Raw genomic sequence first — 15,349 nt, forward strand, 5'->3', positions numbered from 1 at the left:
CCCGGGGTTTGCGAAAGAGATTCGTGATCGCTCGTCGACTGGGTGGGCTCATACGTGCTGGCTGGTTTCGCGCGCCAAATCAATTCGCTTCGTCTGCCGAAGGCCGGATATCAAATCGGCCTGACTTCCCTGTTGCTCCTTGCCGGAGCCGGGTCGGTGCATGACGCGACCGCGCTGAACGAGACCCGGACGCTTTCTTTCCACCACACCCACTCCAACGAAGACCTCACCGTCACCTTCAAGCGCGACGGGCGCTACGACGAAGAGGCGCTGAAGAAACTCAATCACTTCCTCCGCGACTGGCGCAGCCAGGACCAGACCACGATGGATCGTCACCTCTTCGACATCCTCTGGGAAGTCTACCGCGACGTCGACGGCAAGCAGCCGATCCAGATCATCTCCGCCTACCGCTCCCCCGCCACCAATGCCATGCTCCGCCGCCGCTCGTCCGGCGTGGCCCGCTTCAGCCAGCATACGCTCGGCCACGCGATGGATTTCTTCATCCCGGGCATTGCGCTCGAGCAGATCCGCGCCGCCGGACTTCGCCTGCAGCGCGGTGGCGTCGGCTTCTACCCGACCTCGGGATCGCCGTTCGTTCATCTCGATACCGGCAGCGTCCGTCACTGGCCGCGCATGACCCATGACCAGCTGGCCAGGGTGTTCCCCAACGGTCGTACCGTCCACCTGCCCTCGAATGGTGGTCCGCTGAAGGGTTATGAACTGGCCCGCGCCGACATCGACAGGCGCGGCAGTGGCGACGATGCTGCAACGGTCGGCAAGAAGCCCAGCCTGTTCGCCTCGCTGTTCAAGGGCGGCAAATCCAACGAAGAGGATGATGAGGGCGGCGCCCCCGTCACCGTCAGGAACGAGAAGCCCGCTCCTTCTGTGGTGGCCGCGGCCCCGAAGGCCGCCGAGATCGTGCCGACGCCGCGCGCAAAACCGGTCGCGGCAACGATCCAGCTGGCCTCGGCTGATGCGCAGATCGTTCCGGCGCCCAAATCCAAACCGGAGCCATCCAAACCGGAGGCCAAGCCGGCCGCGCAGGCTTCCGCCGACAAGCCAGCCGAGCCGAAACCGCAGACACCCGCCGACATCATCAACGCCCGCGGCTTCTGGGGCGACGCGCCGACGACGGCCAACCAGCCCACCTCCGTGCAGCTCGCGGCCCTCAGGGCCCGTCAGGCCGTCGGCGCCGCCGATCCGCAGCCGACTGCCAGCGTTGCCGAGGCTTTCAACAAGGCGCTGGCCTACGCGCCGGCCGCCTCCTCGCCGGTTGACCGCGCCAACGTGGTTGCCGCCTCCGCGCCGATCCCGCGCACCGTGCGGCCGGCGCGCAACGCTGCCGCTGCCGCCACCGAAATCAACACCGTCGTCGCCAAGGGCGCGCAGGGGGGATCGCAGGGCCAGGGCAGCGTGATTTCGACCTCGACGCGGCTTGCCGCCGCCAAGGGCAACGATGTCTGGATGCGAGTCGTGATGCTGGCGCCGAGCGCGAGCAGCGCGATGTCGACGACCGTGCTGGGCGATACCGACATGACGCTGATGCGCAGCTATTTCATCAAGCCGCCGTTCGCGATCACGATGGGCTTCTCGGAAGACCCGATGCTGGGGATGACCACCGACCGGTTTACCGGATCGGCGACCGCCAAGCTCACCACGCAGTCTTTCGTCGTGCGCACGGCGTCACTGCGCTAAGCGCGCACAACTTCCATTCGTCTTGAAATCATCCTCGCGAGAGCGCGGCCCCTCTACGCCGTGATCACCGTGTTCGTGCTCCGCTGCGTCAGGCCGGCAAGCCTGCCTTGAGCAGGCCAGCCTCGTGACGCTGGCGGTCGATGGCGTGCTTGTAATGCTGGGTGGCGAGGTAAACCGCCACCGAGAATGCCGGCTCTGACTTCAGGACCTCGGCCGCGTGCGCAGCGGCCGCGACCGCGTTGCCCATTTGCGCAAAGGTGGCCGCGAGGAAGGCATGATGGGTGTAGTCGGGCCGCGTGATCCGCGAAAAGGCCTCGATGGCGTCGGCATATTTCTCGGCGCAATAGCAAGCGCGCCCGAGGTGGCTCCAGAAGCGCTCCGGGTGGTACGGGTTGAGGCGCATCGCCTTCTTGATCCAGTCGATGCCTTCCTCCGGCCGCCCGAGCCAGGTCAGAAGCTCGCCCTGCTGCACCACGACAAGGTCGTAGTTGGGATTCAGCGCGAGCCCTCGCTCCTGGTGATACGCGGCCTTGTCATGGTCGTTACGGTTCAGGTTCAGCGCGGCGAGAATCCGGTGCACGTCGCTGTCATTGTCGTCCAGCGCCAGCGTGACCTCCAACTCCGCGGCCACCTGCTCGAAGGTGGTATCGCGATCGGCACACCAGCCATAGACCCACGTCTGGCCCAGCACGCAAGCTTTCCAGGCGTGGGCATGCGCATAGTTCGGGTCGAGCGCGAGGGCGCGGTCGAGCAGGCGCTGCGCTTCGGCATTGTCCTCGCGCGTCGAGCGGTGGTGCCGCACCTTGGCAGCCAGCACGCACTCATAAGCCGCCATATTCTCGGTCGGCTTGCGTTTTGCGCGGTCGTGTCTGGCGGCCTCGACCCTGCCGGGGAGCGTCGCGACGATCGCATGCGTGATCTCGTCCTGGATCGCGAATATGTCCTCGAGCTCGCGGTCGTAACGTTCGGCCCAGACGTGCTGGTCGGTTTCTGCGTCGATCAGCTGCACGGTGACGCGGACGCGATCGCGCGCCTTGCGCACGCTCCCCTCGAGGACGTAATCGACGCCGAATTCGCGCGCGATCTCGCGCACGTTGACCGCCTTGCCCTTGTGCACGAACGTCGAGTTGCGCGAGATGACGAGCAAATCGCGGAAGCGTGACAGCTCGGTAATGATGTCCTCGGTGAGGCCGTCTGCGAAGAATTCCTGCTCCGGATCGCCGCTCATGTTGGCGAGCGGCAGCACGGCAATCGACGGCATCTTGGAGGCCGGCGCCGCCACCGTAGCGTCCTTCGCGCCCTCTGGCGCGGCTTCGGCATCGAGCCGAACCCGGAAGACGCGGATCGGACGGACGATGTTCTTGACGCTCTGCTCGCCGAGATCCTCGAATGCGACGTCCTCCAGCCGTTGGCCGACCTGATCGCGCACCGCGCCGGAGACGCAGATGCCGCCAGGCTCGGCCAGCATTTCGAGACGCGCCGCCACGTTGACGCCGTCGCCAAAGATGTCGTTGTCCTCGACGATTACGTCGCCAAGATTGATGCCGATCCGGAACTGTATCCAGCGCGCCGGCGAGACGTCGGCGTTGCGCCGCGCCATCCGGCGCTGAATCTCGGCAGCACACAGCACGGCGTCGGCGACGCTGCGGAATTCGACCAGCATGCCGTCGCCGGTGGTCTTGATGAGGCGGCCATGGTTCTTCGTGATGGAGGGATCGATGAGTTCGATCCGGTGGGTCTTGAGACGGGCAAGCGTCCCCGTCTCGTCAACCTCCATAAGCCGGCTGTAACCGACCATGTCGGCGGCAAGGACCGCTGCGAGCCTCCGCTCTGGTCCAGGCACGTCCATTTCCAGGTTCCCTTGCGGGCAGCCTAACAGACGCGGGGCGGTGGCCCAAGCTGGTTTGCACCGGAAATGCCTGCTGGAGCGTTTACCAGCGAAGTGGACGCCGGTTCGCGTCAAGAAAACGCGTCACACCAGGAATCCAGAGCCCCGTTCCGATTCCATTTGGAACGCGGCTCTGGCTGGCGCCTCACAGCATTCCGAGCGCCTGCATGTAGGTTTCCAGAATCGTCTCCTGCTCGGCGCGCTCATTGGCGTCCTGCTTGCGCAGGCGAACGATGGTGCGCAGCGCCTTGACGTCGTAGCCGTTGCCCTTGGCTTCGGCATAGACGTCGCGGATATCGTCGGAGATCGTCTTCTTTTCCTCTTCCAGCCGTTCGATGCGCTCGACGATGGCCTTGAGCTGGTCTTTTGCGAATTTCGTCGCGGGTTCTTCCTGGACGGCGGCGGCAGAGGTGGCCATCGGGTACTCCTGAGTGGAACTGAATGGTCGGGCTGAAAGATCAAGCGCCGCACGCTTCACCGCGCGGCGCTTTCTGAGATTGACCCTCAAGAGTGCGGCGCCTTGCGTCAAGGCACCATCGCGCTCATCCACAGCGCGCCCACAGGAAGGTAGGAAACGTAGCCCGGATGAGCCCAACGGGTCGCGCGAATGCGCCCCCGATGACAGGCTCCGCGATATCCGGGAAAATCCCGACACGCCCCGGATGTCGCTTTCGCTCATCCGGGCTACGACGTGCGGGGAATGGCAATCAATGCCCGCTATGGGTTTTCTTCATCGCCTCCAGCTGCTCGGGACTGGCGGTGCCCTGAAACTTCGACTTCCAGGTCTCATAGGGCATGCCGTAGACCGCCTCGCGGCTCTCATCCTTGCTGATCGCCACGCCCTTGCCGTCGGCCTCTTCCTTCATCCAGTTCGACAGGCAGTTGCGGCAGAAGCCGGCCAGGTTCATCAGGTCGATGTTCTGGACGTCGGTCCGGGTGCGTAGGTGCTCGACCAGGCGCCGGAAAACGGCGGCTTCCAGTTCTGTTCTGGTTTTGTCGTCAATTGTCATGGCTTGGTCCCGCAGGGTTATTCCTGAGCATATTGATATCAGGTGGGAATTGTCACAGATTTTGCCATATCGGCGCGCAAACCATCGGGGATCGGTTGAATCCGGACGTCCCGCATCGTGGGAAACGCGCTTGCCGGGCGTTGACAGCTCCCGCCGGGCAAGCGAAATCGTCAATGATTTGATATAGCTTCGCCATATGATCGGAACAGATTCTCTGCCATCACGCCCCTTCCCCGCTCGCCTGACTACCGGCCTCCTGCCGGCGCTGGCGTTGGCGGTGATGGGCCTGTGGAACAGTTCGGCGGCTGCTGACTTTCGCCTCTGCAACAACACCTCGAGCCGGGTCGGCATCGCGCTCGGCTACAAGGACGCCGAGGGCTGGACCACCGAGGGCTGGTGGAACGTCTCCTCGCGCAGTTGCGAGACGCTGCTGCGCGGAACGCTTGTCGCACGGTTCTATTATATCTACGCGCTGGACTATGACCGCGGCGGCGAATGGTCGGGGCAGGCCTTCATGTGTTCGCGTGACAAGGAATTCACCATCAAGGGTACCGAGAATTGCCTGGCGCGCGGTTTTGACCGCACCGGGTTCTTCGAGGTCGACACCGGCGAACAGAGAGCATGGACCGTGCAATTGACCGAAGCCAATGAACAACCCGCGCAGCAGCGCGTGCCGGGGATTCCGGGAACGGTCGGTCCCGGTGGTGTGCCGGGCCTGTCGCCGGGCGGACCGCCCCAAGGCGGTTCCGGGCAGCCGCCCGCTTCGGCGCCCAAGCAATGAGGCGTCTCCGTCGGATCAAGATCCTCGCCACCCTCGGCCCGGCATCGTCGGACAGCGCGATGATTCGCAAGCTGTTCGAGGCCGGCGCCGATGTGTTCCGCATCAATATGAGTCACACCTCGCACGACAAGATGCGCGAGCTGGTCGCGACCATTCGCAATGTCGAGTCCAGCTACGGCAGGCCGATCGGCATCCTGGTCGATCTGCAAGGACCGAAGCTGCGTCTTGGCTCGTTCAATGAAGGCGCGACCCAGCTCAAGAACGGCCAGAGCTTTGTTCTGGATTCCGACAAGGCACCGGGCGACAACAGCCGCGTCCAGCTTCCGCATCCGGAAATCCTGGCCGCGCTGCGGCCGGGCCACGCGTTGCTGCTCGACGACGGCAAGGTGCGGCTGATCGCCGAGGAAACCTCGCCCGATCGCGCGGTGACGCGGGTGGTGATCGGCGGCAAGATGTCGGACCGCAAGGGCGTCAGCCTGCCCGATACCGACCTGCCGGTCTCGGCGATGACGCCGAAGGATCGCGCCGATCTCGAAGCGGCGGTAACGACCGGGATCGACTGGGTCGCGCTTTCCTTTGTACAGCGCGCCGAGGACGTCAATGAGGCCAAGCGGCTGATCCGCGGCCGTGCCGCCGTGATGGCCAAGATCGAAAAGCCGCAGGCGATCGACCGGCTCGGCGAAATCCTCGAGGTCTCCGACGCGCTGATGGTGGCGCGCGGCGACCTCGGCGTCGAACTGCCGCTGGAGCGGGTGCCCAGTCTGCAAAAGCAAATGACGCGGATGGCGCGCCGCGCCGGCAAGCCGGTGGTGATCGCAACGCAAATGCTGGAATCGATGATCCAGGCGCCGGTGCCGACGCGCGCCGAAGTCTCCGACGTCGCAACCGCGGTCTATGAAGGTGCCGACGCCATCATGCTGTCGGCGGAATCCGCCGCCGGCAAATTCCCGGTCGAGGCGGTCTCGACCATGAACCGCATCGGCGAGGAAGTGGAGCGCGATCCGACCTACCGCTCGGTGCTGACGGCGCAACGGCCCGAGCCGGAGCAGACCGTCGGCGACGCCATCGCGGACGCCGCGCGGCAGATCGCCGAGACGCTGGAATTGTCCGCGATCATCTGCTGGACCAGTTCGGGCTCGACCGCGATCCGCGTGGCGCGCGAACGGCCGAAGCCGCCGGTGGTGGCGATCACGCCGAACCTGGTGACGGGGCGCAAATTGTCCGTCGTGTGGGGCGTGCATTGCGTGGTCGCGGAAGACGCGCACGATCAGGACGACATGGTCGATCGCGCCGGCTCGATTGCGTTCCGCGACGGCTTCGCCAAGGCGGGCCAGCGCGTGATCATCGTCGCCGGCGTGCCGCTCGGCATCGCCGGCACCACCAACATGGTGCGCATCGCCTATGTCGGCCCGGAAGGCAAAACGGATAAGTGACGGTTAAGCGAGCTGCGGCGAACTCGGTTCACCTCTCCCGCTTGCGGGGGAGGTCGACGCGCGAAGCGTGGCGGGTGGGGGCTCTCTCCACAAGATGACTCGCGGTGACACCCCCACCCCGGCCCTCCCCCGCAAGCGGGACCCTTCGCGGTTGCTATTCGACGTATCTCAACTCGCTTTAGGCAAGCGTCGCATCCAGCGTGATCTTGGTGTTCAGCAGTTTCGACACCGGGCAGCCGGCCTTCGCCTTGCCCGCCAGTTCCTGGAATTTCGCGTTGTCGGCGCCGGGAATCTTTGCCGCTAGTGTTAGATGAACGGACGTGATCGCAAAGCCGTCGCCCTGTTTTTCCAGCGTCACGTCGGCCTTGGTTTCCATCTGCTCGGCGGTGAGCTTGGCTTCACCGAGGATCAACGACAGCGCCATGGTGAAGCAGGCGGCGTGCGCGGCGCCGATCAATTCTTCCGGGTTCGAGCCCGGCTTGCCCTCGAAGCGGCTGGCAAAACCGTAGGGATAGTCGTTGAGCGCGCCGCTCTTGGTCGAGATTGCGCCCTTGCCGTCCTTGATGCCGCCCTGCCACTTGGCCGAGCCTGATGTCGTCGTCATGGAATGCTCCTTCACCGGTGATAACCGATCACGCGCAATCTGGTCGATGGTTGCGTCAGAGCGATGTCAATTGCCGGTGATATCAGCGCAAAACGCGTTCCGCGTTTTGTCGCGACTAAGCGCCCACCAGCGCCTTGGCCGGCAGCACCGCCTGCACCACGAGACCGCGGGCGCGGGCGTCCATGACGCCGACCGCACGCAACGCCAACAGCGTCACGGTCTGCACGGCGTCGCGCAGTTTTGCGGAATCGTCCATATTGTCAGGGGCCAGCGGGCCGACCAGCGCCTCGTGCAATGCGCCGAGCAGCGCGGTGGCGGCGAGCGCCGTATCCTGCGCCGGCAGATGTCCGGCACGCACGGCCGCCTCGATCCTTGCTGCGATCTCGCCGGAGATTTCGCGGCGGCTGGCGAGCCGCGAGACCGACACGTCGACATCGACCGGCTCCGCCAGAATCCCCCAGGCGAGCTTGCGCTGCGACAGTACATGGACGGCAACTGTCGTGACCGCCGCGGCCAGCGCCGAGGACGGCCCGGGCGCCGCCTCCGCCGCGCGGCGGATCGCGGCCAGTTCGTCGCGCGAAACTTCGGCGATCAATTCGGAAATCAGTTCCGCCTTGGACGGGAAATAGCGATAGACGGTTCCGGCCGCGACATTGGCGCGGACCGCCACGGGGGCGATCTGCACCGCCGCCATGCCGCCATCCGCCGCAGCGTCCCGCGCTGCCGCTAGAATGGCGCTGCGCCGCGCCGCCAGCCGTTTCACCACCTGCTGGGTTCGCCGATAGACCATGGCGCGCTTCCCCATCCCCGGCGCGTCCGCACCCGGGAGGGGGTTGCAAGATCGCGCTGCGTCTTCAATGTTTTGAACGACTGTCCCCAATCGCTTTGAAGAACTGAACAACTATTCAGGCCGGAAGACAAGAAGCAATATGACGGTCTGGGGCGCAAATGGCCGCCGAACGCAGGGCGCCAATTGGCGGGCCGATAACCATAGCCGTTTCCCGAATATTAAGCCTTCCCGCGCAACTGTGCCCTACAACCTCGCAGGGTGCGGCATGGTCAATTCGAACGCTTTCACGGCCTGGCGGCTGTTTCAGCTGAACTGGATTCCGATTGCCGCCATGGGCGCCGTGGTGCTGCTCGGGGGCGCGCTCTGCGGTTTCACGATGAAACCGCTCGCACTGGCCGTTACTCTGGGAATCGTCGCGGCGTTGGCGCTGATCGCCTACCTCTATGCCTTCGCCAAGGGCGATCAGGCGGATCCCAAGCTGATCTTTCCGCTGGGGGCGATTTCCCAGCTGCTGTTGATCGCGACGATCATGGGGCCACTGACCTACGTAGCTGCTGTGACCAACTGGCCGCTGCAGGACCGCGCCTTACTCGCGATCGATCGCGCCATGGGCATGGATCCGGAAATGATCGCGCGATACGTCAACGACCGTGAATGGCTGGGCGCTTTGCTGGTGCGCAGCTACACCCTGATCAAGATCATCCTGGTCGCGATCCCGCTGGTCCTTGCCCTGACATCGCGTTTTGTGCGGCTGCAGGTGTTCGTGCTTGCGTTCAGCCTGACGCTGATCATGACGCTCTTGATTTCGACGTTCACGCCGGCGGTCGGAACCTATTACGGCCTCAACATCGATCCTGCGCAATTCTCGTCGCTGGATGCCTCGATGTATCAGGCGCAGCTGCGCGACATCCTGGCGCTGCGCGATGGCTCGCTGCGGCATCTCGAATTGCTCAAGATCACCGGCATCGTATCCTTCCCGAGCTTCCACGCGGCTTCCGCCGTGCTCTACATCTGGGCGCTTTGGCCGGTGCGCTATGTCGGAGGGGCAGCGGTCGTCCTCAATATCCTGATGATGGCTTCGACGCCGGTGATCGGCGCCCACTACATGATCGACGTGTTCGGCGGTGTCGCGCTGGCCGTGATCGGCATCTGCCTTGCCAAATATCTCGTGAACATCGTGGCGCCCTCGTCGTCGAAGGCACAGGCTGCGTCGCAGGTAGCCCTGGTGCCGGCATTGGATTAGGCCGCCATCGTCGTGCCTTGCGATGGTAAATTCTGACTAAAACGCTTGCCCGCCCGGTTAACGGCTTCTTCGCCAAACATCGTCATTGTCAGGCGCAGGAGCCTGCAATTCACGCAAAAATAGCGCGGCTATGGTCAGGTAGCGGAAATTCCTGCGGCACGCCGTGCCTGTCACACCAACGCAAGAAGCCGGCCCAAAATCCGATGTCCATTTCCTTCGCCAATCCGATTGTTAATGGCGCCAGTGTCCGCAGCCTCGGGCGCGTGCTGATTCCGCTGCTGACCGGGCTCGCCGCCTATCTGATCTTCCTGTCGCTCGGGGAAATCCTGCTGCGGGACTCCGACACGCTCTGGCAGATCAGGATCGGGCAGTGGATCGTCGGGAACGGCGCCGTGCCCTACACCGACGTTCATACCTTCACCCGGTTTGGCGAACCCTGGATGTCGAGCTCCTGGCTGTCCCAGGTGCTCTATGCCGTTTCCTATGAATCTTTGGGCTGGGCGGGCCCGGTCATCCTGACCTCGCTCGCGATCGGGGCGACGGTCACGATCTTCATGTACCTGTTTGCCGACTATCTCGACCCCACCCGCGCGATCCTGCTGGTCACGCTTGCGGTGCTGGAGTCGGCGACCCACTTCCTGGCACGCCCCCACATGCTGGCGTTCCCGTTCATGGTCGCGTTCCTCGGCGGGCTGCTGGCGGCCGCGGATCGCCGGACCGCGCCGTCATGGTGGCTGCTGCCGGTGCTTGCGCTTTGGGCCAATCTGCACGGCGGTTTTGTTCTCGGACTGGCACTGATCGGACCGATTGGCCTGGAAGCGCTTTGGACCTGCGAACGCAAGGACCGCGTCAGGCTGACGATTCAATGGACGATGTTCGGTGTTGCCGCCGTCGTGGCGTGCTGCTGCACCCCCTATGGCTGGAACACGCTGATCGGTGCGGCAAAGATCCTCAGCCTCGGCAAGCTGCTGTCCATGATCTGGGAATGGATGCCGGCCAACTTCGCCACCTGGAGCTTCTTCGAATTCACGCTGCTGGGCCTGATCGGTCTCGGCTTCTATCGTGGCCTCTCATTGTCGGTGCCGCGAATCATCCTGCTGCTCGGCCTGCTCTGGATGGCGCTGTCGCATTCCCGGAACATCGAAATCTTCGCCTTCATTGCGCCACTGGTTGTGGCCAAGCCGTTTGCCGAGCAGTTGGGAACGCTGCGCACGGCGATGGTGCCCGTTCGGGATGCGCAGTCGCGGGCGCCTGTCGTGATGCTTGCCGCGCTCGCGGTGGCGGTGGCCGGATGGGCATCGACGCAAGTGTTCATCGCGCACCACCCGTTCTCGTTCCTGCCGTCCCAGACGCCGGTCGCAGCGGTGGACGTCCTGCAGAAGCGGCAGGCTCAGCGCATCTTCAGCACGTCGCCGTTTGGCGGCTATCTGCTGTCTCGCGACATCAAGGCCTTCATCGACGGCCGCGCCGAACTCTACGGCGAACAGTTCGTCCTGGACTATTTCGACGCGGTCACCGCCAAGGACGTCAACATACTGCTCGCCACGCTCGACAAGTATCAGATCGACGCCACCTTGCTGGGGCCGGATTTGCCGGCCACCAAGGTGCTGGATCATATCGCGGGGTGGAAGCGGGTGTATGCGGACAACGTCGCCGTGATCCACGTCCGCGACGATCAGCGCAAGGCCGCTCCATCTTCCGCGCCGGGTTCGTCGAACTGACGCCCGGCTCTCACTCCCAGGTCAGCGCGCCACCGTTCTGATACTCGATGACGCGCGTCTCGAAGAAGTTCTTTTCCTTCTTCAGGTCCATCGCTTCCGACATCCATGGGAACGGATTCTCGGTCTCGTCGAACACCCGCGCCAGCCCGAGCTGGGCGCAGCGGCGGTTGGCGATGAAGTGCATGTAGGTCTCGCACAAAGCCGCGTTCAGCCCGAGAAAGCCGCGCGGCATGGTGTCCCGGCCATAGGCGGCTTCGAGCTCGGCTGCGGTGCGCACCATGTCACGAACCTCGTCCTGGAACGCCTTGGTCCACAGATGCGGATTCTCGATCTTGATCTGGTTGATGACGTCGATGCCGAAATTCAGGTGAATCGATTCGTCGCGCAGGATGTACTGGTATTGCTCGGCAATCCCCACCATCTTGTTGCGGCGGCCGAGCGATAGGATCTGCGCAAAGCCCGTGTAGAACCACATGCCCTCGAAGATCACATAGAAGGCGACGAGGTCGCGCAGGAACGCCTGGTCGGCCTCCGGTGTGCCGGTCTTGAAGTCGGGATCATCGAGATGCTGGGTGTGCTTCAGCGCCCACGCCGCCTTGTCGGTAATCGACGGCACCTCGCGGTACATGTTGAACAGCTCGCCCTCGTCCAGGCCCAAACTCTCCACGATGTACTGGAAGGTGTGGGTATGCACCGCTTCCTCGAAGGACTGCCGCAGCAGATATTGCCGGCATTCCGGATTGGTCAGATGGCGGTAGATCGCCAGCACGATGTTGTTGGCGACCAGGCTCTCGGACGCCGCGAAGAAGCCGAGATTGCGCTTGATGGCGCGGCGCTCGTCCTCGGTGAGGCCGTCGCGCGACTTCCATAGCGCGATATCGGCCTGCATCGAGACTTCGGTCGGCATCCAGTGATTGTTGCAGCCGGCGAGATATTTCTCCCACGCCCATTTGTATTTCAGCGGCAGCAACTGATTGACGTCGGCGCGGCAATTGATCATCCGCTTGTCGTCGACCGACACACGGCCACCGCGGCGGTCGATGGTGCCGAGCCCGGTTTGATCGGTCTCGGCAAGGGGTGATGCCGCAAAGGGCGGCGGCGCGTGAGATGCGGGCGCGGAAGGTTCGGACCAGTCGAGCATTGGGCTTATTTCCTGATGTTTCTTGCTGCTTACTGACAGGCTTCGCATTCGGGATTATCGATGGAGCACGCCACCGCACCGGACAAGTCCGGCGCGGTGGCGGCCAGCGGGACGATGACTGGGGCTGGAGCCATCATCGTCACGGAGGCGACACTGTTGAGCTTGCCGTCGGTGCCCTTGAGCGTGGACTTCTCGACATGCGTGGCGCTGCGCGAGCGCAGGTAATAGGTGGTCTTCAGGCCGCGGGCCCACGCCAGGCGATAGAGCGCGTCGAGCTTCTTGCCGGAGGGATTGGCGATATAGAGGTTGAGCGACTGCGACTGGTCGATCCATTTCTGGCGCCGCGCCGCCGCCTCGATCAGCCAGGCGCTGTCGATCTCGAACGAGGTAGCATAGAGCGCCTTGAGATCATCAGGGATACGGTCGATCGAGCCGACGCTGCCGTCGAAATATTTGAGGTCGTTGACCATCACCTCGTCCCACAACCCGCGCGCCTTGAGGTCGCGCACCAGAAACTCGTTCACGACGGTGAAGTCGCCGGACATGTTGGATTTGACATAGAGGTTCTGGTAGGCGGGCTCGATCGACTGCGCGACGCCGCAGATGTTGGAGATCGTCGCGGTCGGCGCGATCGCCATCACGTTGGAATTGCGCATGCCGGTCGACCTGACCCGCTCGCGAAGAGTACCCCAGTCGAGCGTCATGGAGCGGTCCATCGCGACGCCGCCGCGCGCTTCCGCCAACAGCTCGATCGAATCGATCGGCAGGATGCCCTGGCTCCACAGTGATCCGTCGAACGAAGGATAACGACCGCGCTCAGCGGCGAGATCAACCGAAGCCGAGATCGCGTAATAGGAAATCGCTTCCATGCTGGCGTCGGCAAACGTCACGGCTGCATCGGAGGCGACCGCAATCCGCATTGCCTGCAGCGCGTCCTGGAACCCCATCAATCCAAGACCGACCGGGCGGTGCCGCAGGTTGGAACGCCGCGCTTCCGGAATCGTGTAGAAATTGATGTCGATGACGTTGTCGAGCATCCGCATCGCAAACGTCACGCTCTTCTTCAGCCGCGCCTCGTTCAGGCGGCCGCCCTGGATGTGATTGAGCAGGTTGATCGAGCCGAGATTGCAAACCGCGGTCTCGTCGTCGGAGGTGTTGAGCGTGATCTCGGTGCAGAGATTGGAGGAATGGATGACGCCGGCATGGCGCTGCGGCGAACGGAGATTGCAGGGGTCCTTGAACGTGATCCAGGGATGCCCGGTCTCGAACAGCATGGTCAGCATCTTGCGCCAGAGGTCAGTGGCGCGGACCTGCTTGAAGACGCGGATTTCACCACGCGCCGCCTTGGCTTCATAGGCGGCATAGCGTTCAGCGAATTTTGTGCCGTAGAGGTCGTGCAGGTCGGGCGTCTCATCAGGCGAGAACAAGGTCCATTCGCCGTCGGTTTCGACGCGTTGCATGAACAGGTCGGGCACCCAGTTCGCGGTATTCATGTCGTGGGTGCGGCGGCGGTCGTCGCCGGTGTTCTTGCGCAGGTCGAGGAATTCCTCGATGTCGATATGCCAGGTCTCGAGATAAGCGCAGACCGCGCCCTTGCGCTTGCCGCCCTGGTTGACTGCGATAGCGGTATCGTTGGCGACTTTCAGGAACGGCACCACGCCCTGGCTCTCGCCATTGGTGCCCTTGATGTGGGCTCCAAGGCCGCGCACGCGGGTCCAGTCATTGCCGAGACCGCCGGAATATTTCGCCAGCAGCGCATTGTCCTTGACCGACTTGAAGATGCCGTCGAGATCGTCCGCGATCGTGGTGAGGAAGCACGACGACAATTGCGGCCGCAACGTTCCCGAATTGAACAGCGTCGGCGTCGAAGCCATGAAATCGAACGACGACAGCAGATCGTAGAATTCGATCGCGCGCGCCTCGCGGTCGATCTCGCGCATCGCAAGGCCCATCGCGACGCGCATGAAGAACGCCTGCGGCAGTTCGATGCGGTTGCCGCCTTCATGCAGGAAGTAGCGGTCGTACAGCGTCTGCAGGCCGAGGAACTGAAACGCCAGGTCGCGTTCCGGTTTCAGCGCCGCGGCGATTTTCTTCAGGTCGAAGCGCGCCAGATCCGGATCGAGCAACTCGGCCTTGATGCCGGTCTTGATATAGGCCGGGAAATACTCGACGTAGCGCGTGGCCATGTCGGCCTGCGAGGCATTGGTCGGCACGCCCTGAACGTAGGACAGCACCTCGGTGCGCAGCTTGTCGAGCAGCAGCCGCGCGCTCACGTAAGCGTAGTTGGGCTCCTGCTCCACCAGCGTCCGCGCAGCCATCACGGAAGCGAGCGCCAGTTCGTCCTGGCTGATGCCGTCGTAGATATTGCGCTGGGTTTCTGCGATGACAGGCGCGGCGTCGACGCCGTCAAGACCGGCGCAGGCCTCGCCAGCAATCAGCACGAGCCGCGCGGTATCGAGAGGCACCTTTGTGCCGTTCGGCAGCGTCACATGCAGCAGCGGTCCTGCCGCAGGCTTGGCCGATTTGGCGGCCTCCTGCTCGGCGCGCTGCCGTGTGCGCTCGTCGCGATACAGCACATAGGCGCGCGCCACCTTGTGGTGCTCGCTGCGCATCAGCGCCAGTTCGACCTGATCCTGCACGTCTTCGATGTGAAAGGTGCGGCCTTCGCTCATCCGGCGCGACAGCGCGCCGACGACCTCGGCGGTCAACTGCTCCACCACCTCGTGCACCCGGCGCGAGGCCGCCGCGGTGTGGCCCTCGACGGCGAGAAACGCCTTGGTCATCGCGACTGAGATCTTGCTGGCATCGAATTTCGAAACCGTGCCGTTGCGGCGGATCACCTGCATCGGAAGTTCGGCGTCCGGCGCGGCGAGCGATTCGGGACGCAACTGGAACAAGGGAGCGGTTTTGGCTTCGAGAGAAATGAGACCGGAAGATTCGGACATCGGCAGACCCCGTGGTGTTGTTGAGGCCGGATGTCTTTGGGGACGCTGCATCGAATGCGCGGCGGCGAACGCCGGCATGGATCTGCAAGCGACCGCCG

The 15,349-nt window shown here is 63.8% G+C and carries 12 protein-coding genes; 5 read left to right on the forward strand and 7 right to left on the reverse strand.

From position 1 onward, the window contains the following. Positions 1–42 precede the first annotated feature (42 nt). Positions 43–1,695 carry a DUF882 domain-containing protein gene (locus tag JQ575_RS09050; RefSeq protein ID WP_212032874.1) on the forward strand — a complete coding sequence of 551 codons (1,653 nt, stop codon included), beginning with the start codon at positions 43–45 and terminating at the stop codon, positions 1,693–1,695. A gap of 88 nt (positions 1,696–1,783) precedes the next feature. On the opposite strand, the gene JQ575_RS09055 is transcribed toward JQ575_RS09050, so the two are convergent. The 3 genes from JQ575_RS09055 to JQ575_RS09065 form a co-directional block, all read right to left on the reverse strand. Beyond that, positions 1,784–3,544, reverse strand: a complete 1,761-nt coding sequence (locus tag JQ575_RS09055) for an adenylate/guanylate cyclase domain-containing protein (RefSeq protein WP_212032875.1) — start codon at positions 3,542–3,544, stop codon at positions 1,784–1,786. Positions 3,545–3,728: 184 nt separating this feature from the next. Continuing rightward, a complete protein-coding gene (locus JQ575_RS09060; RefSeq protein WP_079600063.1) occupies positions 3,729–4,001 on the reverse strand; it encodes a DUF2312 domain-containing protein in 273 nt (90 codons plus the stop codon). 289 nt (positions 4,002–4,290) lie between these two features. Continuing rightward, positions 4,291–4,593, reverse strand: coding sequence for a DUF1244 domain-containing protein (locus tag JQ575_RS09065; RefSeq protein ID WP_212032876.1), 303 nt, complete (start codon positions 4,591–4,593; stop codon positions 4,291–4,293). Positions 4,594–4,789: 196 nt separating this feature from the next. On the opposite strand from JQ575_RS09065, the gene JQ575_RS09070 reads away from it, so the two are divergent. Continuing rightward, the gene (locus JQ575_RS09070) at positions 4,790–5,374 is read left to right on the forward strand and encodes a DUF1036 domain-containing protein (protein WP_212032877.1); all 585 of its coding nucleotides are present in this window, start codon (positions 4,790–4,792) and stop codon (positions 5,372–5,374) included. Further along, positions 5,371–6,807, forward strand: a complete 1,437-nt coding sequence (gene pyk / locus JQ575_RS09075) for a pyruvate kinase (RefSeq protein ID WP_212032878.1) — start codon at positions 5,371–5,373, stop codon at positions 6,805–6,807. Before JQ575_RS09070 ends, pyk begins: the two co-directional genes overlap by 4 nt. Positions 6,808–6,985: 178 nt before the next feature. On the opposite strand, the gene JQ575_RS09080 is transcribed toward pyk, so the two are convergent. Continuing rightward, positions 6,986–7,411, reverse strand: coding sequence for an OsmC family protein (locus JQ575_RS09080; RefSeq protein WP_212032879.1), 426 nt, complete (start codon positions 7,409–7,411; stop codon positions 6,986–6,988). 115 nt (positions 7,412–7,526) lie between these two features. Beyond that, positions 7,527–8,201: a TetR/AcrR family transcriptional regulator gene (locus tag JQ575_RS09085; RefSeq protein ID WP_212032880.1), complete on the reverse strand. Its 675-nt coding sequence runs from the start codon at positions 8,199–8,201 to the stop codon at positions 7,527–7,529. A gap of 265 nt (positions 8,202–8,466) precedes the next feature. Between JQ575_RS09085 and JQ575_RS09090 the strand changes: the two genes are divergently transcribed. Both JQ575_RS09090 and JQ575_RS09095 read left to right on the forward strand, forming a co-directional pair. After that, positions 8,467–9,444 (forward strand): phosphatase PAP2 family protein, encoded by a 978-nt coding sequence (locus JQ575_RS09090; RefSeq protein WP_212032881.1) that lies wholly within the window; start codon positions 8,467–8,469, stop codon positions 9,442–9,444. A gap of 203 nt (positions 9,445–9,647) precedes the next feature. Further along, positions 9,648–11,165: a hypothetical protein gene (locus JQ575_RS09095; RefSeq protein ID WP_212032882.1), complete on the forward strand. Its 1,518-nt coding sequence runs from the start codon at positions 9,648–9,650 to the stop codon at positions 11,163–11,165. Positions 11,166–11,175: 10 nt separating this feature from the next. On the opposite strand, the gene JQ575_RS09100 is transcribed toward JQ575_RS09095, so the two are convergent. Both JQ575_RS09100 and JQ575_RS09105 read right to left on the reverse strand, forming a co-directional pair. Then, positions 11,176–12,306 (reverse strand): ribonucleotide-diphosphate reductase subunit beta, encoded by a 1,131-nt coding sequence (locus tag JQ575_RS09100; protein ID WP_212032883.1) that lies wholly within the window; start codon positions 12,304–12,306, stop codon positions 11,176–11,178. A gap of 29 nt (positions 12,307–12,335) precedes the next feature. Next, positions 12,336–15,251 carry a ribonucleoside-diphosphate reductase subunit alpha gene (locus JQ575_RS09105; protein WP_212032884.1) on the reverse strand — a complete coding sequence of 972 codons (2,916 nt, stop codon included), beginning with the start codon at positions 15,249–15,251 and terminating at the stop codon, positions 12,336–12,338. Between the last annotated feature and the right edge of the window lie 98 nt (positions 15,252–15,349).

It is taken from the genome of Bradyrhizobium sp. JYMT SZCCT0428 (assembly GCF_018131075.1).
Taxonomy (GTDB): Bacteria; Pseudomonadota; Alphaproteobacteria; order Rhizobiales; family Xanthobacteraceae; genus Bradyrhizobium.

What these genes read in the sequence shown, in the direction of transcription:
- JQ575_RS09060 (WP_079600063.1), bottom strand. Translation starts at nt 4,001, where the DNA reads ATGGCCACCTCTGCCGCCGCCGTCCAGGAAGAACCCGCGACGAAATTC.
- pyk (WP_212032878.1), top strand. Translation starts at nt 5,371, where the DNA reads ATGAGGCGTCTCCGTCGGATCAAGATCCTCGCCACCCTCGGCCCGGCA.
- JQ575_RS09080 (WP_212032879.1), bottom strand. Translation starts at nt 7,411, where the DNA reads ATGACGACGACATCAGGCTCGGCCAAGTGGCAGGGCGGCATCAAGGAC.
- JQ575_RS09090 (WP_212032881.1), top strand. Translation starts at nt 8,467, where the DNA reads ATGGTCAATTCGAACGCTTTCACGGCCTGGCGGCTGTTTCAGCTGAAC.
- JQ575_RS09085 (WP_212032880.1), bottom strand. Translation starts at nt 8,201, where the DNA reads ATGGTCTATCGGCGAACCCAGCAGGTGGTGAAACGGCTGGCGGCGCGG.
- JQ575_RS09100 (WP_212032883.1), bottom strand. Translation starts at nt 12,306, where the DNA reads ATGCTCGACTGGTCCGAACCTTCCGCGCCCGCATCTCACGCGCCGCCG.
- JQ575_RS09070 (WP_212032877.1), top strand. Translation starts at nt 4,790, where the DNA reads ATGATCGGAACAGATTCTCTGCCATCACGCCCCTTCCCCGCTCGCCTG.
- JQ575_RS09055 (WP_212032875.1), bottom strand. Translation starts at nt 3,544, where the DNA reads ATGGACGTGCCTGGACCAGAGCGGAGGCTCGCAGCGGTCCTTGCCGCC.
- JQ575_RS09065 (WP_212032876.1), bottom strand. Translation starts at nt 4,593, where the DNA reads ATGACAATTGACGACAAAACCAGAACAGAACTGGAAGCCGCCGTTTTC.
- JQ575_RS09105 (WP_212032884.1), bottom strand. Translation starts at nt 15,251, where the DNA reads ATGTCCGAATCTTCCGGTCTCATTTCTCTCGAAGCCAAAACCGCTCCC.
- JQ575_RS09095 (WP_212032882.1), top strand. Translation starts at nt 9,648, where the DNA reads ATGTCCATTTCCTTCGCCAATCCGATTGTTAATGGCGCCAGTGTCCGC.